Source organism: Mycobacterium sp. RTGN5 (assembly GCF_033804465.1).
In the GTDB taxonomy this organism is placed as follows: Bacteria; Actinomycetota; Actinomycetes; order Mycobacteriales; family Mycobacteriaceae; genus Mycobacterium.
Map to the genome: position 1 here is coordinate 32,127 of NZ_JAPZLA010000001.1, position 25,067 is coordinate 57,193.

23 protein-coding genes are annotated in these 25,067 nt (G+C 66.7%); 14 read left to right on the forward strand and 9 right to left on the reverse strand.

The annotated features are described in order from the left end of the window. Nucleotides 1-61 precede the first annotated feature (61 nt). The gene (locus SLQ31_RS00130) at nt 62-1,729 is read left to right on the forward strand and encodes an acyl-CoA synthetase (RefSeq protein ID WP_319428561.1); all 1,668 of its coding nucleotides are present in this window, start codon (nt 62-64) and stop codon (nt 1,727-1,729) included. On the opposite strand, the gene SLQ31_RS00135 is transcribed toward SLQ31_RS00130, so the two are convergent. Together SLQ31_RS00135 and SLQ31_RS00140 are read right to left on the reverse strand one after the other, a co-directional pair. Next, nucleotides 1,726-2,556: a mycofactocin-coupled SDR family oxidoreductase gene (locus SLQ31_RS00135; RefSeq protein WP_319428563.1), complete on the reverse strand. Its 831-nt coding sequence runs from the start codon at nt 2,554-2,556 to the stop codon at nt 1,726-1,728. The genes SLQ31_RS00130 and SLQ31_RS00135 overlap by 4 nt on opposite strands. Next, nucleotides 2,553-4,121, reverse strand: a complete 1,569-nt coding sequence (locus SLQ31_RS00140; protein WP_413641487.1) for a flavin-containing monooxygenase — start codon at nt 4,119-4,121, stop codon at nt 2,553-2,555. Before SLQ31_RS00140 ends, SLQ31_RS00135 begins: the two co-directional genes overlap by 4 nt. 64 nt (nt 4,122-4,185) lie before the next feature. On the opposite strand from SLQ31_RS00140, the gene SLQ31_RS00145 reads away from it, so the two are divergent. After that, a complete protein-coding gene (locus SLQ31_RS00145) occupies nt 4,186-4,980 on the forward strand; it encodes an SDR family oxidoreductase (protein WP_319428565.1) in 795 nt (264 codons plus the stop codon). Here SLQ31_RS00145 and SLQ31_RS00150 read toward each other — a convergent pair whose 3' ends face one another. Both SLQ31_RS00150 and SLQ31_RS00155 read right to left on the reverse strand, forming a co-directional pair. Continuing rightward, the gene (locus tag SLQ31_RS00150; RefSeq protein WP_319428567.1) at nt 4,981-5,781 is read right to left on the reverse strand and encodes a glucose 1-dehydrogenase; all 801 of its coding nucleotides are present in this window, start codon (nt 5,779-5,781) and stop codon (nt 4,981-4,983) included. It abuts the gene before it with no gap. A 4-nt stretch (nt 5,782-5,785) separates the two neighbouring features. Beyond that, nucleotides 5,786-6,637: a TIGR03619 family F420-dependent LLM class oxidoreductase gene (locus tag SLQ31_RS00155; RefSeq protein ID WP_319428569.1), complete on the reverse strand. Its 852-nt coding sequence runs from the start codon at nt 6,635-6,637 to the stop codon at nt 5,786-5,788. A gap of 96 nt (nt 6,638-6,733) precedes the next feature. On the opposite strand from SLQ31_RS00155, the gene SLQ31_RS00160 reads away from it, so the two are divergent. The 9 genes from SLQ31_RS00160 (at nt 6,734) to SLQ31_RS00200 (ending at nt 18,427) form a co-directional block, all read left to right on the forward strand. Further along, nucleotides 6,734-8,206 carry an adenylate/guanylate cyclase domain-containing protein gene (locus SLQ31_RS00160; RefSeq protein WP_319428571.1) on the forward strand — a complete coding sequence of 491 codons (1,473 nt, stop codon included), beginning with the start codon at nt 6,734-6,736 and terminating at the stop codon, nt 8,204-8,206. 63 nt (nt 8,207-8,269) lie between these two features. Beyond that, entirely contained in the window at nt 8,270-10,393 is a 2,124-nt protein-coding gene (locus tag SLQ31_RS00165) for an elongation factor G-like protein EF-G2 (RefSeq protein ID WP_319428573.1), read from the forward strand. Nucleotides 10,394-10,421: 28 nt separating this feature from the next. Then, entirely contained in the window at nt 10,422-10,805 is a 384-nt protein-coding gene (locus SLQ31_RS00170; RefSeq protein WP_319428575.1) for a PaaI family thioesterase, read from the forward strand. A gap of 131 nt (nt 10,806-10,936) precedes the next feature. Then, entirely contained in the window at nt 10,937-11,494 is a 558-nt protein-coding gene (locus SLQ31_RS00175; protein ID WP_319428577.1) for a TetR/AcrR family transcriptional regulator, read from the forward strand. A gap of 20 nt (nt 11,495-11,514) precedes the next feature. After that, nucleotides 11,515-13,764 (forward strand): molybdopterin-dependent oxidoreductase, encoded by a 2,250-nt coding sequence (locus SLQ31_RS00180; RefSeq protein WP_319428579.1) that lies wholly within the window; start codon nt 11,515-11,517, stop codon nt 13,762-13,764. Nucleotides 13,765-13,930: 166 nt separating this feature from the next. After that, entirely contained in the window at nt 13,931-15,112 is a 1,182-nt protein-coding gene (locus SLQ31_RS00185) for a cytochrome P450 (protein ID WP_319432720.1), read from the forward strand. After that, on the forward strand, nt 15,109-16,062 hold the full coding sequence (locus SLQ31_RS00190; RefSeq protein WP_319428581.1) for an SDR family oxidoreductase: 954 nt from the start codon (nt 15,109-15,111) through the stop codon (nt 16,060-16,062). The genes SLQ31_RS00185 and SLQ31_RS00190 overlap by 4 nt, the downstream gene beginning before the upstream one ends. 32 nt (nt 16,063-16,094) lie before the next feature. Then, nucleotides 16,095-17,063, forward strand: a complete 969-nt coding sequence (locus SLQ31_RS00195; RefSeq protein ID WP_319428583.1) for an enoyl-CoA hydratase/isomerase family protein — start codon at nt 16,095-16,097, stop codon at nt 17,061-17,063. A 104-nt stretch (nt 17,064-17,167) separates the two neighbouring features. Next, nucleotides 17,168-18,427: a hypothetical protein gene (locus SLQ31_RS00200; protein ID WP_413641843.1), complete on the forward strand. Its 1,260-nt coding sequence runs from the start codon at nt 17,168-17,170 to the stop codon at nt 18,425-18,427. Between the two features lie 2 nt (nt 18,428-18,429). Here SLQ31_RS00200 and SLQ31_RS00205 read toward each other — a convergent pair whose 3' ends face one another. The 5 genes from SLQ31_RS00205 to SLQ31_RS00225 form a co-directional block, all read right to left on the reverse strand. Further along, nucleotides 18,430-19,134 (reverse strand): TetR/AcrR family transcriptional regulator, encoded by a 705-nt coding sequence (locus tag SLQ31_RS00205; protein WP_319428587.1) that lies wholly within the window; start codon nt 19,132-19,134, stop codon nt 18,430-18,432. A gap of 137 nt (nt 19,135-19,271) precedes the next feature. Then, nucleotides 19,272-20,495 carry a cytochrome P450 gene (locus SLQ31_RS00210; RefSeq protein WP_319428589.1) on the reverse strand — a complete coding sequence of 408 codons (1,224 nt, stop codon included), beginning with the start codon at nt 20,493-20,495 and terminating at the stop codon, nt 19,272-19,274. Next, nucleotides 20,495-21,199, reverse strand: coding sequence for an NIPSNAP family protein (locus SLQ31_RS00215; RefSeq protein WP_319428591.1), 705 nt, complete (start codon nt 21,197-21,199; stop codon nt 20,495-20,497). The genes SLQ31_RS00210 and SLQ31_RS00215 overlap by 1 nt, the downstream gene beginning before the upstream one ends. Before the next feature lie 3 nt (nt 21,200-21,202). Beyond that, entirely contained in the window at nt 21,203-21,397 is a 195-nt protein-coding gene (locus SLQ31_RS00220; protein ID WP_319428593.1) for a ferredoxin, read from the reverse strand. A gap of 14 nt (nt 21,398-21,411) precedes the next feature. Then, on the reverse strand, nt 21,412-22,653 hold the full coding sequence (locus SLQ31_RS00225) for a cytochrome P450 (RefSeq protein ID WP_319428595.1): 1,242 nt from the start codon (nt 22,651-22,653) through the stop codon (nt 21,412-21,414). A 104-nt stretch (nt 22,654-22,757) separates the two neighbouring features. On the opposite strand from SLQ31_RS00225, the gene SLQ31_RS00230 reads away from it, so the two are divergent. The 3 genes from SLQ31_RS00230 (at nt 22,758) to SLQ31_RS00240 (ending at nt 25,065) form a co-directional block, all read left to right on the forward strand. Next, a complete protein-coding gene (locus SLQ31_RS00230; RefSeq protein WP_319428597.1) occupies nt 22,758-23,306 on the forward strand; it encodes a TetR/AcrR family transcriptional regulator in 549 nt (182 codons plus the stop codon). A gap of 35 nt (nt 23,307-23,341) precedes the next feature. Continuing rightward, the gene (locus SLQ31_RS00235; RefSeq protein WP_413641844.1) at nt 23,342-24,238 is read left to right on the forward strand and encodes an LLM class flavin-dependent oxidoreductase; all 897 of its coding nucleotides are present in this window, start codon (nt 23,342-23,344) and stop codon (nt 24,236-24,238) included. 74 nt (nt 24,239-24,312) lie between these two features. Continuing rightward, the gene (locus tag SLQ31_RS00240) at nt 24,313-25,065 is read left to right on the forward strand and encodes an SDR family oxidoreductase (protein WP_319428601.1); all 753 of its coding nucleotides are present in this window, start codon (nt 24,313-24,315) and stop codon (nt 25,063-25,065) included. Nucleotides 25,066-25,067: the final 2 nt, after the last annotated feature.

Here is a 25,067-nt window from a genome sequence, read left to right on the forward strand (position 1 = left end):
CGACATTCGGAGCCATGGCAGACTAGAACGCGTTCTAGTCTTGGCACGCAGAGGAGCACCGATGAGCAGCGACGTCAGCTTCGACCTTTCGTCGGTGTTCCGTACCGTCACCGAGACCCTGCCCGATCGTGAGGTGCTGATCTGGCGGGACCATCGCTGGACGTATGCGCAGCTGGACGCCCGCATCGACGGTGTCGCGCACTACCTGACGGCCCAGGGGCTGGGCTGCCACACCGAGCGTGATCAGCTTGCCCCGCACGAGTCCGGCCAGGATCACCTCGGGCTGTACCTGCGCAACGGCAACCAGTACCTGGAGGCCATGATCGCCGGCTACCGGGCCCGCGTCGCGCCGTTCAACGTCAACTACCGCTACGTCGAGGAAGAGCTCCTCTACCTGCTCACCGACTCTCACGCCAAGGCCCTCGTCTACGGCGCCGAGTTCGCCCCGTACGTCGCCTCCATTCGGGACCGGCTGCCCGAACTGCGGGTGCTGATCCAGGTCGCCGACGCTAGCGGGAACGACCTGCTGCCGGGCGCGGTGGACTACGAGTCGATCGTCACCACGCCCGCGCCGGCCGATGGCATGCCCACCCCCACCGGCGATGACCTCTACGTTCTTTACACCGGCGGCACCACCGGCATGCCGAAGGGCGTGCTGTGGCGTCAGCACGACATCTTCATGTCCGCGATGGGCGGTCGGCCGTTCGGCTCCGACACGTCGCTGGCGACCTACGAGGACCTCGCCGAGCAGGCTCGCACCAACGCCGGATTCCGGTCGATCCTGATGATCCCGCCGCTGATGCACGGCGCAGCGCAGTGGGCCGCCTTCAACATGTTCAGCACCGGCGGCTGGATGGTGCTGCCCGACGATGTCGACCGCCTCAACGCTCCGGCGGTGATGCGACTGGCCGAACGTGAACGGGTACTGAGCATTCCGGTCGTCGGCGATGCCATCGCCCGGCCGCTGCTCGACGAGATCGAGACCGGTAAGTACGACCTGTCCGGCCTGCTGACGATCACCAACGGCGGCGCACCGCTGTCGCCGACGGTGCGTGAGCGGCTGCTGGCCACGTTGCCCAACCTGATGGTCCTCGACGCCGTCGGTGCTTCCGAGACCGGTATGCAGATGACCACCATGGCGGCCAAGGGCGTCGAGCAGAAGGCGGCGACCTTCACTCCCCAGCACGACACCGCCATCATCTCAACGGATTTCAGCCAGGTGCTCGAAGCCGGCGACGGCGAGGGCTGGCTGGCCAGGCGGGCCTACGTGCCGCTGGGCTACCTGGGCGACGCCGAGAAGTCAGCGCGCACCTTCCCCATCATCAACGGGGTCCGCTGGTCGGTACCCGGTGACAAGGCCCGCTTCCTGGCCGACGGCCAAATCGAACTGCTGGGCCGCGATTCGGTGACCATCAACTCCGGCGGCGAGAAGATCTTCGCCGAAGAGGTCGAGCGCGCGGTTGCCAGCCATCCGGCGGTGTACGACGTCGTCGTGGCCGGGCGTCCCTCCGAACGGTGGGGCAGCGAGGTGGTGGCCATTGTGCAGTTCGCCGAGGGCCACAGCGCGACCGATGACGAGCTCACTGACGCCTGCCGAGTCCACATCGCGCAGTACAAACTGCCGAAAGCCTTCATCCGGACCGAGAAGGTGCTCCGCTCACCCGCGGGCAAGGCCGACTACCGCTGGGCCAAGGAACTGGCCGTCGAAAGCCTTGGCGCGCAAGGCTAGACCTTCATATAGCCCTTGTCCGCAGGGATCTGGGCGGCGGTCAGCAGCGCCGAGGCGTCGCTGGCCAGGAACAGCACGACCTCACTGACCTGATTCGGCGCGATCAATGACTCGGTGGGCAGTGCACCCGGCGAGAAACTGTAAACGTAATGCGGGTGCTTCTCGAACATCCCGTACATCGACAGGTCGTTACCCAGCGGGGTGTCGACGCCGTAGGTGTGCACCGAGTTGACCCGGATCCCGAATTCGCCCAATTCCAGCGCCAGCGAATTAGCCAGTCCCACAACGCCGAACTTGCTGGCGCAGTAGTGACCGGCACCGGGCACGGATTTGATTCCGGCCGAAGAACTGATCGCGATGATCGATCCGCCGTTACCGGCCTCGATCATCGCAGGCACGGCAGCCTGCACGGTGTTGAAGAACCCGGTGAGGTTGACGTCGATGACCTCCTGCCACTGCTCGACAGGGATCTCCCAGGCCCGGCCCCAGCTCATCACCCCGGCATTGGCGACGACGACGTCGAGGCGGCCGAATTGTTCGATGGCGCGAGCGATTACCCGCTTCTGCCCGTCGTGGTCACGCACGTCGACCCGGTCGGCGCTGATCTTGACGCCCTCGTCCTCGACAAGCCGGACGGTCTCGGCGAGGTCCTCGGGTGTTGCCGGTTCGTATCCGATGTGGTTGCCCACCGGCCCGCAGGCGTCGATGGTGACGATGTCGGCACCGGCCTGCGCCAGTCGGACACAGTGTGCGCGGCCCTGACCCCTCGCCCCGCCCGTGACGTAAGCGACCTTGCCCTCCAGCGGGCGTGCGCCCGCGGCGCTCATGCGATGCTCGCGCTGGTAGCGGTGGCCGGCTGCACCAGTCGGGTCGAGTATATGTAGTCGTCGAGCGGCGAGGTGCGGCTGAATCGCCATGCGGCGAAGATGGTTTCGGGACGGTGGTACACGGTGTCTCCTTGCGAGTTGACGAAGTAGGTGTTCAGTCCTGGGTTGCAGTCTTTGAGGTAAAGCCGGATCGCCTTGCCCTGTCGCCGCAGCTTGTCGTTGCGCCGGGCGAACGCGACCGGGCTCACTTCGGCGACCTGCGCCCCGCGCCTTCGGGTTTCCGCGATGGTCCGCACCACATGGGTGGTCACTGTCTCCAAGTAGTCGAACCAGGCGAACCCCACGAAGCCGAGCGGGCCGACCAGTTCCCACCTGTTGGGCATTCCCGGGTACGCCGAGCCGGCGTAGCTCTGCAGGCCGTTGGCGCGGTACTGCAGCGCCAGGTCGGTGCCGTCACGGCCGAGGATCGTTCCGGGACGGTAGGTTTCGGGATCGGTCCACAGCTCGTAGCCGGTCGCCGCGACGATGAGGTCCACCGGGTGCTCGACGCCGTCCGTGGTCCGCACACCGGTCGCGGTGATCCGTTCGATCGGTGTGGTGATCAACCGGGTGTTGGGCCTGTTGAAGATCTGCAGGAACGAGCTGGAGATCACCGGGCGTTTGGCCACGATGCCATAGCGGGGCACCAGCTTGTCACGAGTGGCCTTGTCTTTCACCACCGCTCGCAGATAGCCGCGGTATAGGGTGCGGCAATAGCCGTCGTACAGCGGTATCGCTTTCATCAGAACGCTCACGGGGAGCCGTGAGAACACATGGCACAACGGGCCCACCATCGCCAGGTCCATCAGCCACCGCCCAGCCCAGTCGATGCCGGCGAGCACGCCGGGTAGCCGCAGGGCACGGCTGATCTTCGGCGTGATATCGAAGTCCACCTTGGGCAGCACCCAGGCGGGGGTCCGCTGATACACCTCGAGGTTGGCCGCAATCGGCGCCAGCGCCCCAGCGACTTGCACGCCGCTGGAACCGGTGCCGATGACAGCCACCCTCTTGCCGTGTACGTCGAATTCGTCGTCCCAATCATTAGGCCGCAGGACGCGTCCCCCGAAATCCTCGATGCCGTCGATGGGGACGTCGGGTTTGGCGTTGACGTACCCGCCGACCGCGCTGATCAAGAACCGTGCGGTGACGACGCGGCCGTCGGCGATGTGCAGCTGCCAGCAGCCGTGGGCGTCGTCCCACTCCTGGCGCACCACCTCGGAGCGGGTCTGCAGGTGTGGGTAGACCCCGACCCGGTCGGCGACGTCACGGATGTACTGGTGGATCTCCGGCCCTGGTGCGAACAGCCGCGACCAGCTCGCATCGCGGGCGAACGGGAATTGGTACCACAGCGACGGGATGTCCACCGCGAGGCCGGGATAGTGGTTGTCGCGCCAGGTCCCGCCCACGTCGTCGGCGCGCTCCAGGATGACGAAGTCGTCGATACCGTTCTGCTGCAGCAGGTGCGCGGCGGTGACGCCACCCGGCCCCGCACCGATGATCGCCACGTCATGCATCACGGCGCTCACCATACGTTCGAGGACTTGGTGGATGGTCAGGAATGCGACAACCTCTCAGATAGCTTCTGGAGCTATGCACATCAACCTCAGCGGAAAAACGGCATTGGTGACCGGCTCCACCCAGGGCATCGGCCTCGCGATCGCCAAGGGTCTGGCGAGCTCAGGAGCGCGGGTCGCGATCAACGGACGCTCCGAGGCATCGGTGGCGCGAGCGATCGACAACCTGACGTCAGCAGTCGAGGGTGCCGACCTTGTCGCGGTGCCCGCCGACGTCACCACCGACGACGGTGTGGCGGCGCTACAAACACAGCTTCCCGCCGTCGACATCCTGGTGAACAATCTCGGCATCTTCGAAGCCGTGCCCGCACTCGAGATCGACGATGCGGAATGGCGCAGGTTCTTCGAAGTGAACGTGTTGTCCGCGGCGCGACTGACACGCATTTACCTGCCGGGCATGATCGAACGGTCCTGGGGGCGAATCCTCAACATTGCCAGCGACTCTGCCGTGGTGACGCCCGTGGAGATGATCCACTACGGCATGTCCAAGACGGCGTTGCTCGCGGTGACCCGCGGATTCGCCAAGGCCGCCGCGGGTTCCGGGGTGACCATCAACTCGGTCATCGCCGGCCCGACTCACACCGAGGGCGTCGAAGAATTCGTCTACCAGCTCGTCGACAAATCGGTTCCGTGGGATGACGCGCAGCGGCAGTTCATGATCGAGCACCGCCCACAGTCGCTGCTGCAACGGCTCATCGAGCCCGAGGAGATCGCGAACATGGTGGTGTATCTGAGCTCTCCGCTGGCGTCGGCCACCACCGGGGGTGCGCTGCGCGTCGACGGCGGCTACGTCGACGCCATCCTGCCCTGATCAGGCAGGCCCGAACCGGGCCCCGCCGTCGGCGTGGTACCAGCCCGAGGCGGCCTGCGTTCCGCCATCGACATGCAGCGTCTGGCCAGTGATGTAGCGCGCCATGTCGGAGGCGAGAAAGACTGCGGCCGAAGCGATTTCATCGACATCGCCGAGACGACCCAGCGGGACAGCCTGGCTGAGCCCGGGGCGGATCCCGTCCGGAGACAGTGCGAGAAGGCCCTCGGTGACGGTGATATCGGGTGCGATCGCGTTGACCCTGATGTTGTGCGGCGCCAGCTCGAAGGCCGCGGTCCTGGTGTAGTTGATCACCCCGGCCTTCGCCGCAGAGTAGGCCGCATAGCCGGGTGCGGCGCGCACGCCCTCGATCGACGTCAGCGAGACGACACTGCCGCCGCGGCCGTCGGCGACCAGCTGCCGGGCGACCCGCTGCGTGCACAGCAGCACGTGGCGAAGGTTGGCCTTGTACAAGGCATCCCAGCCGTTCTCCGTTGTGTCCAGCAGCGGCGACGAGAACACGCCGCCGGCGTTGTTGACCAGGATGTCCACCGGCCCGAGTTCGTCGCGGGTCCGGTCCAGCGCGGCGTCGACCTGCCCCGCGTCACGAACATCGGTGACGATCCCCAGCACCCCCAGCTCGGCCGCGGTCACCGCGCAGGTGTCCGCGTCACGCTCCCAGATCGCGACCTTGGCCCCGAATTGCGCCAGCCCGTCGGCAATCCCGCGCCCGATGCCGGTGCCGCCTCCGGTCACGACCGCGACCCGGTCGGTCAGCAGAATGTCCGACGGCGCGATCGTCACCGCGCTAGCCCGTCCGCGTCGGGATCAGCACGTTGTCGGCGAAGTGGGCGATGCCGTCGAGGGCTTCCCGGGTCCGCCGCCACGGCATGACGATCATCCGGTCGATACCGGCGTCGGCGGCCCGCGCAATGTCCTCGGGCGAATCCGCCGGGGCCGATGTGGTGACCTCGGGCTTGCCGGTCCGGCCGTGTTCGTCCCACAGCGCCGACAGCTTCTGCACCGACCCGGGGATCTGATCCAGGGTGTGGTTCATCGGAATCCAGCCGGACCCGAAACGCACGACCCGCCGCATCGCGGGCAGGCCGTCACCGCCGACGTGGACCGGCGGGCCGCCCGGCTGGATGGGCTTGGGCTCGAACGCGACGGCATCGAAGTCGAAGAAGCGGCCGTGGTGCTCGATCGTCGGCTCGGTCCACAGCCTCCGGCACACGTCCAGCGCCTCGTCGACGCGCGCGCCGCGGGTGCTGAAGTCCAGCCCGGAGGCATCCCACTCCTCACGCAGCCAGCTCGCACCGACACCGAAGTCGAACCGGCCGTTCGAGACGATGTCCAGTGTGGCGGCGGCGCGCGCGCTGACGAACGGATGCCGCAGCCCGATGTTGTAGACGTAGGTGCCCATCCGGATCGTGCTGGTCTGCCCCGCCAGATACGACAGGTAGGCGATCGCGTCGTACATCGGTGTCTTCGAGGGGATCGGCGGATGGCTGTCGCCGTGATGCGGGCTGCCCGACATCTCGGCAGGCAGCACCAGGTGCTCGGGCAACCAGACCGACTCATAACCGAGCTCCTCGGCCCGCACGGTCAGATCACGCCATAAGCCGGGGTGGACGCCACCCAGCGGAATCCCGAACTTCACAGCGCGGATGTTACGCAGCCGGACTCCCCCACGGAAGTACTACTCTCAATTTCGGAGAGCGTGATTCTGCATCGCCGTCCCAGTAGCGTTTGGGCCATGACGGCGAGGTGGTGGAAGGTCCGCTACGCCACCGCACTCGTCTTGGCCCAGATTCTGGCGGCCGTCGAACTCACCGCGCTCGTGCTGCCACTGCGCCACGATCTGGTCGATTCGGTCGACACGCTCTTCCAGACCGACACCCTGATCGCCGCGGGCGCCCTGTCCGTCTTCGGCATCCTCGGCGTCATCGTCTACGCCGTCCTGGTCGTCGACCACAAACTGCGCTGGTTCACCGCCGGCGAGCCGCCCGACGACGAAGACCGGTTGTTCGTCGAGCACCTTCTGCGCAACCAGGCCGCCATGCTGGCCGCAATCTGGGGCATCAGCGCCATCGTGCTGCTCGTCATCAACCTCGACGGCGGGGCGCCTGCGGCCTGGCTGATCGGGATGACGATGCTGTTGGGTCTCACCACGTCGACCGGCGCGGCGCTGCTGTTCATCCAGCGCCCGATGCGCCCCATCATCGCCGCCGCGACCCGGCTCACCGGCCGCGACACCGCACCGGGGGTGCTGTCGCGGCTGCTGCTGATGTGGCTGATGAGCAGCGCGCTGCCGATCGTCGGGCTCGCCGTTGTGGTCATCATGCGATCCAACGGCTGGATCATTCAGAAGTCGGCATCGTTGGAGATCCCGGTGATCACGCTCGCGGTGATCTCGATTTTCGTCGGCCTGCGCGGGATGGCCATCGTCGCGCTGTCCATCTCCGATCCCGTGCACGACGTCGTGGCCGCGATGGCCGAGGTCGAGCGCGGCCAAATGACTACAAGGGTGGGCGTCTACGAACGCTCCGAGATCGGCCGGCTGCAAAGCGGTTTCAACCGGATGGTCGCCGGGTTGGCCGAACGTGACCGGCTGAAAGATCTGTTCGGCCGCCACGTCGGCACGGACGTCGCGCTGCGCGCGGTCCGCGATGCGGACACACTGACCGGCGAGGTGCGCGAGGCCGCCGTCCTGTTCGTCGATCTCGTCGGCTCGACCCAGCTGGCGCAGAGCCGCTCACCGGCCGAAGTGGCCGAGGTGCTCAACCACTTCTTCCAGATCGTCGTTGCCGCGGTCGACGAGCGCCATGGACTGATCAACAAGTTCCAGGGCGACGCGGTCCTGGCGGTCTTCGGTGCGCCGCTGTCCAGCACGCAGCCGGCCGCCGACGCGCTGGCGACGGCTCGCGCGTTGACCGCCGCACTACGCCGGCTCCCGGTGGTGGATTTCGGCATCGGGGTCTCAGCGGGGCCGGTGTTCGCCGGAAACATCGGGGCCGAACACCGCTACGAGTACACCGTGATCGGTGACGCGGTGAACGAGGCTGCGCGACTGGCCGATCGGGCCAAGGACTTCGATGCACGTGCGCTGTGCTCGGACGCGGCACTGCTGAAAGCCGATGCGGCCGAACGTGCGCACTGGACTGAGTGCGCCTCGGAGGTGCTGCGCGGCCGGCTCGAGCCCACTCGGATGTCGGCGCCGACCGCCTGAATTCCCCCTTGTGCGCCTGCCGCGATTGGGTGAATGGTGGATTCACAGCACAGGAGGTCTGTCATGGCTGACAAGACAAACTCTTCAGTGGCCGCCCGATCGGCTCCGGCCGCGGACAGTCCGGCCGCCGTCCGCAACGTCGTGCTCGTCGGCCCGTCCGGCGCAGGCAAGACCACCCTCGTCGAGGCGCTGCTGGTCGCCTCCGGTGTGTTGACGCGACCGGGCTCGATCGTCGACGGCACCACGGTGTGCGACTTCGACGACGCGGCCATCCGCCAACAACGCTCGGTCGGGCTCGCGCTGGCGCCCGTCACGCACGACGGCATCAAGGTCAACCTGATCGACACACCGGGCTACGCCGACTTCGTCGGCGAACTGCGCGCCGGCCTGCGGGCCGCCGAATGCGCGCTGTTCGTCATCGCCGCCAATGAGGGCATCGACGACGCCACCCGGACGCTGTGGCACGAATGCGACGACGTCGGCATGCCCCGGGCGGTGGCGATCACCAAGCTCGACCACGCGCGGGCCGACTACGGCACCGCACTTCGCGTCACCCAGGAAGCGTTCGGGGACAAGGTGTTACCGCTCTACCTGCCGACCGAGAAGGGTTTGGTGGGCCTGCTGTCGGGCAGCCAGTACGACTACCGCGACGGCACTCGCACCGTGCACCCGCCCGACGACAGGTACGCCGAGGCGATCGACCAGCATCGCGGCACTCTCATCGAAGGCATCATCGAGGAGTCCGAGGACGAATCCCTGATGGAGCGCTACCTCGGCGGCGAGGTGATCGACGAGGCCGTCCTGATCGACGATCTTGAGAAGGCCGTCGCCCGCGGCTCGTTCTTTCCGGTCATCCCGGTGTGCAGCGCCAGCGGGGTGGGCACCTACGAACTACTGGAGGTCGCCACCCGCGGCTTCCCGTCGCCGCCCGAACATGTACTGCCCGAGGTCTACAACCCGCATGGGGTGGCGCGAGCGGGGTTGTCCTGCGATCCGGACGGACCACTGCTGGCCGAGGTGGTCAAGACGACGTCGGACCCCTATGTCGGCAGGGTCAGCCTGGTCCGGGTGTTCTCCGGCACCATCAGGCCCGACACGACAGTTCATGTGTCGGGCCATTTTTCGGCCTTCGTCGAGGCGACCACCCACGCCGACCACGACGAGGACGAGCGCATCGGCACTCTGTCGTTCCCGCTGGGCAAGCAGCAACGACCGACCACCGCGGTGGTGGCCGGTGATATCTGCGCCATCGGCAGGCTGAGCCACGCGGAGACCGGAGATACGTTGTCCGACAAGGCTGATCCGCTGTTGCTCAAGCCGTGGACCATGCCTGAGCCGTTGCTTCCGGTGGCGATCGAGGCCCGCGCCAAGACCGACGACGACAAGCTGTCGGTCGGGTTGCAGCGGCTGGCCGCCGAGGACCCGACACTACGCATCGAGCAGAACCCGGAGACGCACCAGATCGTGCTGTGGTGCATGGGCGAGGCGCACTCGAGCGTCGTGCTCGACGCGCTGGCGAATCGCTACGGCGTCAACGTCGACACCATCGACGTGCGAATCCCGTTGCGCGAGACGTTCGCCGGCCCGGCCAAGGGACACGGCCGCCACGTCAAGCAGTCCGGCGGGCATGGCCAGTTCGCGGTGTGCGATATCGAGGTGAAGCCGCTGCCGCAGGGCGCGGGCTTCGAGTTCGTCGACAAGGTCGTCGGCGGCGCGGTGCCTCGGCAGTTCATCCCCAGCGTGGAAAAGGGGGTGCGCGCCCAGATGGCGAAGGGCGTGCATGCCGGCTATCCCGTCGTCGACATCCGGGTCACCCTCGTCGACGGCAAGGCGCACAGCGTCGACTCCTCCGATATGGCGTTCCAGATGGCCGGCGCACTCGCACTCCGGGAGGCCGCCGCCGAGATGCATCTGCTCGAGCCGGTCGACGCAGTCACCCTCGAGGTGCCCGACGAGCTCGTCGGCGCGGTGCTTGGCGACCTGTCCGGCCGCCGCGGCCGGGTGCTCGGCACCGAGCAGGCCCGCGAGAGCCACACCGTGATCCGGGCCGAGGTGCCGCAGGTGGAGCTCACCCGGTACGCCATCGATCTGCGCAGCCTGACCCACGGCACCGCGTCGTTCAGCCGATCTTTCGCCCGCTACGAGGCGATGCCGGAAGCTGCCGCCACGAAGGCGCAGGCCGGATAGTGGGCGCCCGCGCGGTAACGTCATTCTCATGACCGCACCGCGCTCGCTTCGGGAGTTGTTCGACCAGCTCGGCCTGCACACGATTGAGTCGGACGACGGCTCGTTCGTCATGGAGATGCCGGTGGACGAACGCACCACCAACAGTGCCGGCGGCCTGCAGGGCGGCCTGATCGCCACCATGGCGGACGTGGCGGCGGGGCAGCTCGCCTCCCGCGCAACGCCGTTCGGCTTCGGCATCGCCACCACCGACCTGTTCGTCCGCTACCTGCGGCCGATCAAGGTCGGCCCGGCCCGCGCGGTGGCCAAGATCCTGCGCACCGGCAAGCGCTCGGTGGTCGTTCAGGTGGACATCCACCGCGGCGAGGACAACGAACTCGCTGCCACCGCCACGATCAATTTCGCCGCGGTCTGAGTCTCGACTCTGCGCACAGCGCATCGATTCTGCGGTGACGGCGCTTTCTCGCCCCTAAACCCGCACTGTGCGCAGACTCGATGCCCACCCACCCTGGCGTTCGGCGATTATGTATGGTTGCATACATAGGCATGACGGGCCCTCGCGATCGAATGGTCGCTTCAGCCGCGCTGTTGATCCGTGAACGCGGAGCGCAGTCGACGGCGATCGCCGACGTACTGGCGCACAGTGGCGCACCGCGCGGCTCGGCCTATCACCACTTCCCCGGCGGTCGCACCCAGTTGCTCTGCGAGGCAGTCGATTACGTGTCTGACTTCGTCGCGGCACGAATGGCCAAGGCGGGCAATGGCATCGAGGCGCTCGACGGTCTGGTGCGGTTCTACCGCAAGAACCTGATCGAATCCGACTATCGCGCCGGCTGCCCGGTGCTGGCGGTCGCCGTCGAATCCGGCGAACCGGGCACGGACAACCCGGTACTCGACCGGGCCGCCGCGACCTTCGCCCGCTGGAATGACCTGATCGCCCAGCGCCTGATCGCCGACGGTGTCGCCGAGGCCCGCGCCGAGGAACTCGCGGTGACGATGACCGCCGGGCTGGAAGGCGCCATCGTGCTCGCCCGTGCGGCGCGTGACACCAAGCCACTCGACATCGTTCATCGGCAACTGCGCGATCTGCTCGAGGCCGAGTAGCCCCACGAGAGGAAGTCCTCATGTCCGCTGACTGGCAACCCACCGCCTGCATTCTGTGCGAATGCAACTGCGGCATCGTGGTGCAGACCGAGGGCCGCACGCTGGCCCGCATCCGCGGCGACAAGGACAACCCTGCCTCGCAGGGCTACACCTGCAACAAGGCGCTGCGCCTTGACCACTACCAGAACAACCGGGCCCGGCTGACCTCACCGATGCGCCGCAGGGCCGACGGCAGCTACGAGGAAATCGACTGGGACACCGCGATTACCGAGATCGCGGCGGGGTTCCGGCGGATCGCCGAGACCTACGGCGGCGAGAAGATCTTCTACTACGGCGGCGGCGGTCAGGGTAACCACCTCGGCGGCGCGTACAGCAGCTCCTTCCTCAAACTGCTCGGTTCGCGATATCGGTCCAACGCGCTGGCCCAGGAGAAGACCGGCGAGAACTGGGTCGACGTCCAGTTGTACGGCGGGCACACCAGGGGCGAGTTCGAGCACGCCGAGGTTTCGGTGTTCGTCGGCAAGAACCCCTGGATGTCGCAGAGTTTCCCGCGAGCCCGCACGGTGCTTAACGACATCGCCAAGGATCCGGCCCGCTCGATGGTGGTCGTCGACCCGGTCATCACCGACACCGCGAAGATGGCCGACTTCCACCTGCGGGTGAAGCCCGGCGCCGACGCCTGGTGCCTGGCCGCACTGGCCGCGGTGCTGGTGCAGGAAAACCTCTGCAACGAAGCGTTTCTCGCCGAGCACGTGCACGGCGCCGGCGAAGTCCGTGAGGTATTGCAGACGATTCCGATCGGCGACTACGCGCAGCGCAGCGGTGTCGACGAGGAGTTGTTGCGCGCGGCCGCCCGCCGCATCGCCGCTGCCGATTCGGTCGCGGTCTTCGAGGACCTCGGCGTGCAGCAGGCCCCGAACAGCACCCTGTGCTCCTATCTCAACAAGCTGCTGTGGATCCTGACCGGCAGCTTCGCCAAACGCGGTGGGCAGCATCTGCATTCGTCATTTGCACCGCTGTTCAGCCTCAGCGGCGTTGGCCGCTCCCCGGTGACGGGAGCACCGATCATCGCCGGCCTGGTGCCGTCCAACGTTGTGCCCCAAGAGATCTTGACCGACCACCCCGACCGATTCCGGGCCATGCTCGTCGAGAGCGCCAACCCGGCCCACTCCATCGCCGATTCCGGGAACTGCCGCGCGGCGTTCGAGTCCCTCGAGCTGCTGGTGGTCGTCGATGTGGCGATGACCGAGACCGCGCGGCTGGCCCACTACGTGCTGCCCGCGGCCACCCAGTTCGAGAAGCCAGAAGCCACGTTCTTCAATTTCGAGTTCCCCCGCAACGAGTTCCACCTGCGGCACCCGCTGTTCGAGCCGGTACCCGGCACGCTGGCCGAGCCCGAGATCTGGGCGCGGCTGGTGCGCGCGCTCGGGGTGGTCAGCGATGACGACCTGCGTCCGCTGCGCCAGGCCGCCAAGCAGGGGCGGGACGCCTACACGAGTGCGTTCTTCACCGAGCTAGCCGCCAATCCGGCGTTGGGCAAGGTACTGCCGTATGTGCTCTACGAAACGCTGGGCCCGACCCTGCCCGACGGGCTGGCCGGCGCGGCGGCGCTGTGGGGACTGGCCCAGAAGGCCGCCGTCGCCTATCCCGACGCGGTGCGGCGGGCCGGGCACGCCGACGGCAACGCGCTGTTCGACGCGATCCTGACCGGCAAGTCGGGCGTGACCTTCAGCGTGCACGAGTACGCCGACGACTGGGTCCTGATGGCCCACGCCGATCGCAAGATCAAGCTGGTGATTCCGGAGATGCTCGCCGACATTCGCGCGCTCGGCAGCGCCGGCCCCGAGCTGACCAGCGCCGAGTTCCCGATCGTGCTGTCCGCCGGGGAGCGCCGCGCGTTCACCGCCAACGACATCCTCCGGGATCCGTCGTGGCGCAAACGCGACGCCGATGGCGCGCTGCGGGTCAGTGTCGAAGACGCCGAAGCCCTCGGCCTGGTCGACGGCGCCCGCGCGCGGATCACCACCGCCGCGGGCAGCGCCGAGGCCGTCGTCGAGGTCAGCGAGACCATGCTGCCGGGGCATGCCGCCCTGCCCAATGGTTTCGGTCTCGACTTCGTCGACGCCGACGGGCAGACCCGGGTGCCCGGCGTCGCCCCGAACTCGCTGACCTCCACCGACTGGCGCGATCCCTATGCCGGCACGCCGTGGCACAAGCACGTCCCCGCCCGTATCGAGGCGGTGTCGACCAACCTCGTCGCAGCCGGGTAACTCAGCGATTTCGGCGCGCTTTCGTTCGCCCAGCGGCGGTTTGCGCGCCGAAATCGCGATGGGCGGCGCGCCACCGATTCAAATAAATTGATTGATTTACTGCGTCCGGTGTTGTTCACTGAGACCTGTGACTGCGGCTGATACGTCGGATGTGCCCGGGTTCCCGATGAGTCGCGCTGTGGGGTTGCCATTCGCGCCGCCGCCAGAGTCGTTGGGAGTCAACGAATCCGCACAGATGACCCGGGTGCGGATCTGGGATGGCAGCACGCCTTGGTTGATCACCGGGTACGAGGCGATCCGCGCGTTGTTCGCCGACGGCCGGGCCAGCGTCGACGACCGCAAGCCCGGCTATCCGCACTGGAATGAGGGCATGAAGTCGACGGTCGACCGGCGTCCGCGATCGGTGTTCACCTCGGACGCCGAGGAACACACCTTCTATCGCCGCATGCTGTCCAAGCCCTTCACGTTCCGCCGCGTCGAGGCCCTTCGGGCTGCGGTACAGACGATCACCGACGACCATCTCGACGCCATCCTGGCCGGCCCGCAACCCGCCGATCTGGTCACCGCTCTGGCACTGCCGGTGCCGTCACTGGTGATCAGCCGTCTGCTCGGGGTGCCATACGAGGATGCGGACTTCTTCCAGGAGCAGTCCAGCATGGGCATGGCCCGCGATGCCAGCGCCGAAGATGCCGCGAAAGGCGCTGGCGCGCTGGCGCGGTACCTCAAGGCCCTGATCGAGAAGAAGATGGACGACCCCGCCGAAGACCTCGTGTCCGACCTCGCCGAGCGGGTGAAGGACGAGGAAATCTCGCTGAAGGAAGCCGCCCAGCTGGCCACCGGGGTGTTGATCGCCGGGCACGAGACGACCGCCGGCCAGATTGCGGTCAGCATCGCGGCGCTGCTGGACAACCCCGACCAGTTGGCCCTGTTGCGCGACACCGAGGATCCCAAAGTCGTCGCCGTCGCCGTCGAGGAGTTGCTGCGGTACTGCAGCATCATCCAGACCGGGCAGCGCCGCATCGCGACCGAGGACATCGAGGTGGGCGGCGGCGTCATCCGCGCCGGCGAAGGCATCATCCTCGATGTCGCGCCGGCCAACTGGGACCCGCGCCAGTTCCCGAACCCTGACCGGCTGACGCTGAATCGCGAGGACGGACCCAATGTCGCGCTCGGCTACGGCCGGCATTCCTGCGTGGGCGGCCAGCTGGCCCGCATGGAGCTGCAGATCGTGCTGCCCACATTGTTCCGCCGCATTCCCACTCTGCAGCCGGTCGGGCCGGTCGACGAGTTGCCGTTCAAACACGACGCACTGTCCTACGGCATGCACGAGCTGCCGGTGACGTGGTGAACCGCCCTGACCTGACGCTGGCCGTGCCGGATATGTCCGGCAAACACGTCGTGGTCACCGGAGCCAACAGCGGTCTTGGCTTCGGGCTGGCGAAGCGGCTCGCGGCGGCGGGCGCCGATGTCGTGCTGGCCGTGCGCAGCAGCACCAAGGGCGAGGCCGCGGCCGCGCAGATCCGGCGGTCGAACCCGTCGGCCAAGCTGAGCGTCCAGCTGATCGACCTGGCGTCGCTGGCCAGCGTCGAAGCGTTCGCCGACCGGCTGACCAGCGAGGGCCGGCCGGTCGACGTGCTGATCAACAACGCCGGCGTGATGACCCCGCCGACCCGGCAGGAGACCAGTGATGGCTTCGAGTTGCAGTTCGGTGCAAACCATTTGGGTCACTTCGCGCTGACCGGACGGCTGTTGCCGCTGCTGCGCGGCGGCCGCGTGGTGACGGTCAGCAGCATCGCGGCAACGCAACGGAACATCCGGTTCGACGATGTCAACGCCGTCGGCGGGTACAAGGCGATGCGCGCCTACGGCGTCGCGAAGCTGGCCCAACTGATGTTCGCCTTCGAACTCGACCGGCGCAGCCGGGCCGGCCAGTGGGGTGTGACCTCCAACGCCGCGCATCCCGGCCTGAGCAAGACCAATCTGCTCAGCGGGGCGTCCTACGGGCTGGCGGAGCCGACGCTGACCAGTCGACTCACCCAGGCGACCTGGCGGCTGTTGCCGTTCATGTGGCTCGACGTGGACGAGGGGATCAAGCCCACGCTGTACGCCGCGGTGTCATCGGACGCTGCCGGGGCGACCTACTACGGACCCCGCGGCCTCTACGAAACCGCGGGCGGCGGCATCACATTCGCCAAACTGAACCAACTGGCCCTCGATGTGGACGAGTGTGGTCGGCTGTGGCAGCAGTCGGAGACCCTGGCCGGAGTCACCTTCCCGGCCGTCGAGCCAGCTTGTTGACATGATCCCCTCACGACAGGAGCGCAACCACGATGAACCATGACTACGAAGAGATGAAGAAGGAAGCCGAGCCCTTCATCAAATTCGAGAAGGACATCGAGAACCGGATCGCCTACATCACCTTCGACCGGCCCGACGAACTGAATTCGACCACCATGGGGATGCGGCAGAACTTCGCCGACATGATCCACAAATGCAACGTCGACGACGACGTCAAGGTCGTGGTGATCCGGGGCGAAGGCAACGACTTCGGCAGCGGCGGGGACCTGCCCGAGCAGCGTGAGATGTTGGAGAACCCGGGAGTTCCTCTGCTGCATGAGCTTTCGATCAACGACGACAGCGTGAAGTACCCGCCTGGCAATTCCTACCGCTACCTCCACACCCTGACCGACCACTACGCGAAGACCCGGGCCGGCAACCGTTCGCTGCAGGAATGCAAGAAGATCACCATCGTCGAGGCCAAGGGTTACTGCTACGGCTGGCACTTCTACCAGGCCGGTGACGCGGACCTGGTGATCTCCTCCGACGATGCGCTGTTCGGGCACCCGGCCTTCCGGTACGTCGGATGGGGCCCCCGGCTGTGGTGGTGGGCCGAAACCATGGGCCTGCGCAAATTCTCCGAAATGTTGTTCACCGGAAGGCCGTTCACCGCGAAGGAAATGTACGACTGCGGTTTCATCAACAGCGTCGTCCCACGTGAAGAGCTCGAGGCCGAGACCCTCAAGTATGCGATGGCCTGCTCGAAGACCCGTCCCACCGACACCGTCGTGGTGCAGAAGACATTCTTGGAGCTTTACAAGCAGCACAAGGGTGAGTACTTCGGCAGCCTGCTGACCGGTGTGGTCGAGGGCATGCTCCCGATGATGACCAACGACGTGGCGAACACCGTCGACCTGACCGCAGGCACATTCGAAAAGGGCCTCAACAACGTCGTCAAGGACAACGACCTCAACTTCCCGCCGGAGTGGCGACTGAGCCACTCCGGACGTAAGAAGCCCTGACCCCGCAGGCCGGCGTGCTGGTCGGGATCATCGGACCCGGCACCGCCGCCAAGGGCGAGCGCACCGCGGCCGAGCAGACCTGGTAGCCGCCGGTGCCGAATGCGATCACCGGCGACGACACCGCCGTCGAGTTGCCAACGCATCCCGCGGCATTGTCGGCCGCGGGTGCTCGCTTCCTGACAACGGCGTTCCACGCCTACGGAACCCTCTCCCCCGACAACACTGTCACCCGCATCACCGAATGTGCAGAGGTGGGCGGCGGCAGCACCGGCCGCAAGGCGCTGCTGTCCGTCGCCTACCACCGGCCCGAACCATCGCTGCCCACTGAACTTTTCGTCAAATTCTCGCGTGATTTCGACGATCCCCTGCGCGATGTCGGCCGCACCCAAATGCAGCCCGAGGTGCGCTTCGCCGAACTCGCCCGCCACCCCGGGTTCCCCATCACCGTGCCCGCCACCGTGTTCGCCGACTACCACGCCGGCACGGGCACCGGCATCCTGATCACCGAGCGGGTCCCGTTCGGCGTCAATGGCGTGGAGCCGCAGCACCACAAGTGCCTGGACTATGAGATGCCCGACGCGACAGGGCATTACCAAACCCTGGTGCGATCACTGGCCCTGTTGGCCGCTTGGCATCGCGGTGGAGCGGCCGACGTGACCGATCGGTTTCCGGTCGACCTGCAGGCCGCCACCGTCGGTGAGCGGCCGCCGCTGCGCCAAGACAAGCTGGCCCGCCAGCTGAGCCGACTCACCGAGTTCTGCACAACTCATGCCGGACTGCTACCGGCCAATGTTGTTGCGCCAGAATTTCTTTCCGACCTCACCGGCCAGATACCCCTCATCGTCGCCGGCGAGGAGGCAATGTGGCGCACCCTGGCCGCCAGCACCGACCACATCGCGCTGTGCCATTGGAACGCGAACGTGGACAATGCCTGGTTCTGGCGCGACGATCACGGCCGGCTGCAGTGCGGCCTGCTGGACTGGGGCTGTGTCAGCCAGCTGAATGTGGCCATGGCACTGTGGGGTGCACTGTCGGCGGCCGAGACATCGCTGTGGGATGAGCATTTCGACGATTTGGTCGGCCTGTTCGCGCACGAGTACCACGCGGCCGGTGGGCCGTCGATCGACCGCGGCGCGCTGACGGCTCAGGTGCTGCAGTATGCAGCGATCATGGGCGCGACGTGGCTGCTGGATGTTCCCGCCCTGATCCGTGCCCGCCTCGGCGAGCCGGCCCAGACCATGACCCGGTTCGACCCAGCGATCAAGGACGACGAGGCGATTCGCGCACCGCTGCAGATGCTGACCAACGTGCTCAATCTGTGGCAGACCCGCGACGTCGGCGCGCTACTGGCCGCCCTGCACTGAGGTCAGACGGTAATCGAGGAGTCCGCGTCGCGGCCTGGCCGAGTCGAGGCCGCGGTGTCGATCCGGGCCGGGGGCGCCTCCCACAGTCCCACGAGTGCGGTGATCAACTCCTCGGCGACCACCGACCAATTCGAACTCACCGACGGTCGCCCGACCGCCAGCTCGCCCTCGATCTCGGCGCAGGTGTGCATCAACAGATTCGATGCCATCATCCAGCGGCCGAGTCGCACCCGCTTCGGCCGCTCCGGGAGGCATCGGTTGATACCGCGGACCGTCTTCAGCATCAGTTCCGACGTCAGCGCGCCAGCGACCACGAGATCCCGGTACGCGGGGTCGGCCATCGCCTGAGCAGCGAAACGGGCATACGACGTAGGCGCACCGAGTGCCTCGAGATGCTCGGTGAAGGGATAGACCAGGACACCGATCCAGTCCCGCAACTCCTTGGTCTCGGAAATCTCGGCGAGCTTTCGCACCCGGATCTCGTCGATGGCGGTGCGATGCCGGGCCTCGATCGCGCGCAGCAGATCGGCACGGGAACCGAAGTGATAGCAGGCCGCAGCGTTGTTGCCCTGCCCGGCGGCCTCGCTGATCTGGCGATTCGAGACCCCATGCATCCCGTGCTCGGCGAAAAGCCCCTCGGCAGCCACCAACAGCGCGTCCCGCGTGACAGACGAACGGTCAGTGCGCTGGTCTTTGGCTGGGCTCACCGTTGCAAGTGAACACCACGGGCCAAAGTAAATCAAGGAATTTATTTAGATACTGGGCGCTCCAAGCAAAGGCGCCGAGTGAGCGCTCAGGACGAGATTTCCGCCAAAATCTCGGCGTAGCTTCACACTCGAGAGCGCTACACCTGAACCGGGATGTTGTTCCAGCCCCACTGGAAGCTGGAGGGCGGCCGGTGCGCATCCTCGCCGAGAATGCGATAGTCCGGCACGCGCCGTAGCCATTCCTGCAATAACACCGCGATCTCTAGCCGTGCCATGTGATAGCCCAGGCAGAAATGCTGACCGCGGCCGAAGGCCAGTGATCGCTGGATCGGCCGGTTCCAGATGAACGTCTCCGGCTCGGGAAACTCCCGCTCGTCGCGGTTGGCCGACGCCAGCAAGGTGATAATCCGCTGACCCGGCATAAAAGTGGTGTCGTGAATGGTGAAGGGCCGCCGCACCGTTCGGGCAAACCATTGCGCCGGGGCGCAGTAGCGGATGATCTCCTCGCGGGCCACCGGCACGGTGGCCTCGGGGTCGGCGCGTATCGCCGCCAGCTGCTCGGGGTTACGGCTGAGCTCCCACAAGCCGTGCGCGACGATCTTCGGCACCGTCTCGGTGCCACCGATGAACACCCCGAGCATCTGGACCGCCACTTCAGTGTCGGTCAACGCGGTGCCGTCGGGCAGCCGGTAGGCAAGCAGGTTCTCCACGATCGGCAATGGACCGTCGAAGCTGCCGGCCCTGACCTGCTGCACGATTGGGATCAGGTACTCCAGGTAGCCCGGCCTGGCGTTGGCCACCTCGACACCGCTGCCCGGTTGCGCCAGGCTGCCCGCGTTGACGGTGGCCAATACGTCGGCGGCCGAATCGGTTGGCAGGCCGACCAGTTCGCACACCACCGAGGCGGCGACGATACCGCCGTACTCCTGGGTGAGGTCGAACGTGCCGCGGGGCAGCAGTTCGTCGAGACGCTGGTTGGCCAGCTCGCGGATCCGGTCCTGCCACGCCGCGACGGACTTCGGCCGGAACTGGCCGGCCGTGCAGCGACGGACATCGTCATACAGGGGGGCATCGAAGTTGGCATGAAACGGCAAGGGGTGCAACGGTGGATCGGCTACCGGCCCACCGTTGCGCTGCGCCAGCACCGCGGCCGCGGGCAGGGTTCCCTCCGAGGCGACGAAGGTGCCGTCGTTGATCGCGAGCACCTCCCAGACATCACTGAACCGGGACAACGCGAAGGTATCGAGTTCTTCGACGTAGTACACCGGGTGATGGTCGCGAAGGGTCCGGTAAAAGGGTCGCGGATCGGCCATCACCGCCGCGTCGAACGGGCTGTACGAGAAGTCTTGCATCACAACCATTATCGGAGCGGAGACGGCGGCAGAGCCTGAAGGATGGAGTCTTCCCAGCCGTCGCGCAGGGCGGGGGCGACGCTCATCCACGTCACGATCTCGGCCGGCGGGCTGTCCTTCCAGGACGGATAGTGGTTGTCGAAGCAATCCCAGTCACCGTCGAGCGCCCAGTAGTGGATCACCTCGTTGAAGCGGAACGTCGTGATGAACGACCCGAGCCAGCGCTTGCCGGTGCTCTCCGACCACGGGACGTACAGACGCTCGAGCTCACGGATGTAGTCGTCCTGCCGGCCGGGTTTGGTCTGCATGATCTCCTGGATCACCAGTCCGGCACCAAACTTCGCGTCCTGCAGCTCGGCCAGCGTGCGGTTGCTGCGTCCGGCGTACATGATCCGGCCCTCCCCCGACGCGCCGACACTGGCGAGGTAATCCGACCAGGCGGCCGCCGCTTCACGCTGGTTGCCGCCCGGAGCCTGCTCCCGGCCGATACGGGCGTAATCGGCGAATGCGTCGATCTCCCAGATGATCGTCACCTGCGGCCAGTGGCCGTTGTAGGCAGTGGTCTCCCAGATGGAGAACAGCCGTGCCCCAAGCTGTTCCATCATCGGCTGGTAGACACTGGTGAACTGCTCGGTGAAGCGGTCGCTGCGCTCGGAGCCCAGCGCGATCGTCTCGTGCAGATACATCAGGGTGTGGCCGAAGAACTTCTTCACCGATCAGTCCTCAATCAAATTCAACGCCGCGGCGGGGCATTGGGTGACCGCTTTCTGCATCCGCTCCCGGTCCGATTCCGGACGCTGATCGCCGTGGATGCGAACGCTTCCGTCGTCGTCGACCTCGAACACGTCCTCGGCGATCGACTCACAGATGCCGTGTCCCGTGCACTTGCCGAGATCCACCTTGATACGCACGACCTGCCCCATACTCACCGGACGAACGCCGGGAGGTGCTTGATCCCGTGTACAAAACTGCTCAACAGGTAATCGGGCTCGCCCAGCTCGACGTCGACCCGGAACAGCAACTCCCGGAACAGATTCCGTAGGGTCGTCCGAGCGAGCTGGTTACCGAGGCAGAAGTGCGGTCCGCCGCCACCGAAGCCAAGGTGTGGGTTTGGCGAGCGCGCCACGTTGAACGCCTCCGGGCGATCGAAGGCGGCTTCGTCCCGGTTTGCCGAGCAATAGAACAACCCGACCTTGTCACCGGCCTTCAACGTCTGGCCGGCCAGTTCGGTGTCCTCGGTGACGAACCGGGCGAACTGCAACACCGGTGTGGCCCATCGGATGAACTCCTCGACCGCCGGGCCGATCCGGCCGTCGAAGTCTTCCATCAGCCAGGCCCGCTGGTCGGGGTTGGCCGCCAGCGCCAGCATCGCATGCGATGTCGTCTGCTTGGTGGTGTCGTTGCCGGCCGATGCGAGCAGCACCAGGAACGCGCCGATCTCCTCGTCCGTGAGCCGATGCCCGTCGACCTCGGCGTTGACGATGCTGGTCATCAGGTCGTCGCCAGGGTGGCGGCGGCGGAACTTGGCGAGCTCGATGCCGGTGCCGGCGAGCAGGAACATCTCGTTGACGGTCGCTACGGCCCGCTCTTCGATCGTGGAGTACTCGTCGTCGCTCATGCTGAACAGCTTCTCGGCGGCCTTGGCCACGGCCTCGCGCTCGGAGTTGGGCACGCCCAGCATCTCGGAGATCGTCATCATCGGCAGCCGCGCCGAGCAGGCGGAGACGAAGTCCACCTCACCGGCGCCGACCAGTTCGTCGACCACGGCGGCGGCGTTCTTGCGAACCTGTTCGTCGATCTGGGCGACATTGCGCGGGGTGAACGCCGAGCTGATCAGCCGGCGGTAGGTGGTGTGCTGCGGCGGATCCATCATCAGGAAGAACGTCGCGATTCGCTGGATGTCGGCGGGCATCGGGTCCAGCGCGATGCCCTGCGCCGAACTGAACAGCTCCGGATGCAGGCTGGCGTGGGCGATATCGGCCCGGCGGGTCAACGCCCAATAACCCGGCTCCTCCATCGGAAACATCGAGGGGAACGGCTCGTGCCAGGTGAGCCCGTCGGTGGCCCGCAGCGCGGCGAAAGTCTGCTCACGGACGTCGAAGGGCTGGCCCCAGAATCGCCGCGACGTGATGTCGTGATGGCTGTGCTCACGTTGGTCCCCAGACACGTGCCCAGCGTGACACTTTGCCCAGTATTTGTAAAGACAGTGTTTTCGGTCTCGGATGTGTCAACAGGCGTGACACATAGCCCGCGACCTGTAATCCTGTACACGTGAGCCCGGCGCCGGCAGGAACCACCGCGATACCCGACGAGGACGAGTCCTCCTCGCGGCGACGCATCCTCAACGCCACTGCCGAGGTGCTGGGCCGCAGCGGTCAGACCAAGCTCAGCTTGTCCGAGGTCGCCCTGCAGGCCGGTGTCTCCCGGCCCACGCTTTACCGGTGGTTCGCCTCCAAGACCGAGTTACTCGACGCGTTCGGCGTCTACGAGCGGGAGATGTTCGACACCGGCATCAGCCGCGCCACCGCCGGGCTGCGCGGTACCGACAAACTGGACGCCGCGCTGCAGTTCATCGTCGCCTACCAACAGACGTACTCCGGGGTGCGGCTCGTCGATGTCGAGCCCGAGGTGGTGGTCGCCCAGCTTGGGCGAATCCTGCCGGTCATGCGGGCACGGCTGCAGCGGCTGCTGAGCGGACCCAACGCTGGGCTCAAGGCGGCCACCGCAATTCGCATCGCGATCTCGCATTACGTGGTCCGCAGCGACGACGCCGACCAATTCCTGGCCCAGCTGCGCCACGCCGTCGGCATCAAGCAGTGACCGTTCCGCTGGACATCGGGATCTACGTCCCGCAGATGGGCTTCACCTTCGCCGAAGTGCTGCACCGCGCGCACCGCTGCGAGGAGCTCGGCATCGGGTCGTTGTGGCTCTACGACCACATGTACGGCCCCGGTGTCCCCGACATCGATTCGCTGGAAGCGTGGACGCTGGCCACCGCGCTGCTCAGCCGAACTGACCGGCTGCGCGTCGGACACATGGTGCTGTGCAACCAATTTCGTCACCCGGCCGTGCTGGCCAAGATGGCTACCACACTGGACCAGATTTCCGGCGGCCGGCTGGAGCTGGGTATCGGCAGCGGCTCGATCGAGGATGAACACCACCGGCTCGGGCTGGACTGGGGCTCGTTCGCGGAGCGGTCCGGGCGTCTGCGGGAAACGCTGGAGATCCTCACCCAGGCGTTCGCCGAGCAGCGGATCGATTTCACCGGAACGCATTACACGGTTCGCGACATGCCGATCAAACCCGGGCCGGCCCAGTCGCCCCGGCCGCCGATCGTGGTCGGCGGCTCCGGGGAGAAGTACACCCTGCCCTTGGTGGCCCGTTACGCCGACGTCTGGAATGTGCCCACCTACGCGCTGGGCGAGATGGAACACAAGCTGGCCGTGCTGCGTGCGCTGTGCGAGGACATCGGACGTGATCCGGCGACCATCGTGATGTCGGTGGAGGCCGTGCTGGCCATCGCCCCGGATGACGCCGCCCTGGCGGACGTCACGCGACTTGCCGAAAAGCGTTTTGGTGGACCAGGATTCGGGCTGCATGACGGTGGGCTGATCGGTACACCGCACGCCATCGTCGACCGGCTCGGTCAGCTGCGCGAGATGGGCTTTGGCCAGGTGGTGTTGTTCACCCACGACCGGGCATCGGATGCGACGCTTGAGCTGCTCGCCGGCGAGGTGCTCACGCAGGTCTGAGCCTGTCTCGCGCACAATGCTTTTCGAATATTCGACGGTTGACACCCCAGGTCGCGCACCCTAGCGTGACCGTCATGAGCCAGCCCCTGCAAGGACGCCGCGCGGTGGTCACCGGTGCGGCCAGCGGTCTTGGCGCCGCAGCGGTGCGCGCACTATCGGCCGCCGGCGCGCACGTCGTGGCTACCTATCATCGGACCGAGCCGAGCGATGAGGCACAGGCCACCTGGCTGCACTGCGATGCCAGGGACGCCAACTCGGTCGACGCGATGATCGACGCCGCGGTGGCGACGATGGGCGGGCTGGATGTCCTGGTCAACGCGGCAGGGCTCTGGCAGCAGGGCATTCCGGGCAGCATCACGGCCGACGATATCGACTTCCTGCTCGCCACGAACGTGAAGACGACGATCCTGACCAACCAGGCCGCGCACGCGGCGATGCGCAAGTCCGGTGGGCGCATCATCAATTTCGGTTCGGCCGAGGCGGTGATGGGCAGCCCGATCTCCGCGGTGTATGCCGCGACCAAGGGCGCGGTGCAGGCCTGGACCCGCTCGGCGGCCACGGCGTGGGCGTCCGACAATGTGACGGTCAATGCGCTGGCGCCCGCGATGCAGACCCGGGGCGCCGACCGGTTGCGCGACTTCCTCGGACCCGATGCGGCCCCGTTCATCGATCAGCAGATCAAGGCCAGCATCCCGCTGGGCGGGGCGCTCGGCGATCCCGACCGCGACCTCGGCCCGGTGCTGGTCTTCCTGGCCGGTGAGGGTTCACATTTCATCACCGGTCAGCTGCTCGCCGTCGACGGCGGGCTGATCATGCTCGGTGGCTAGTA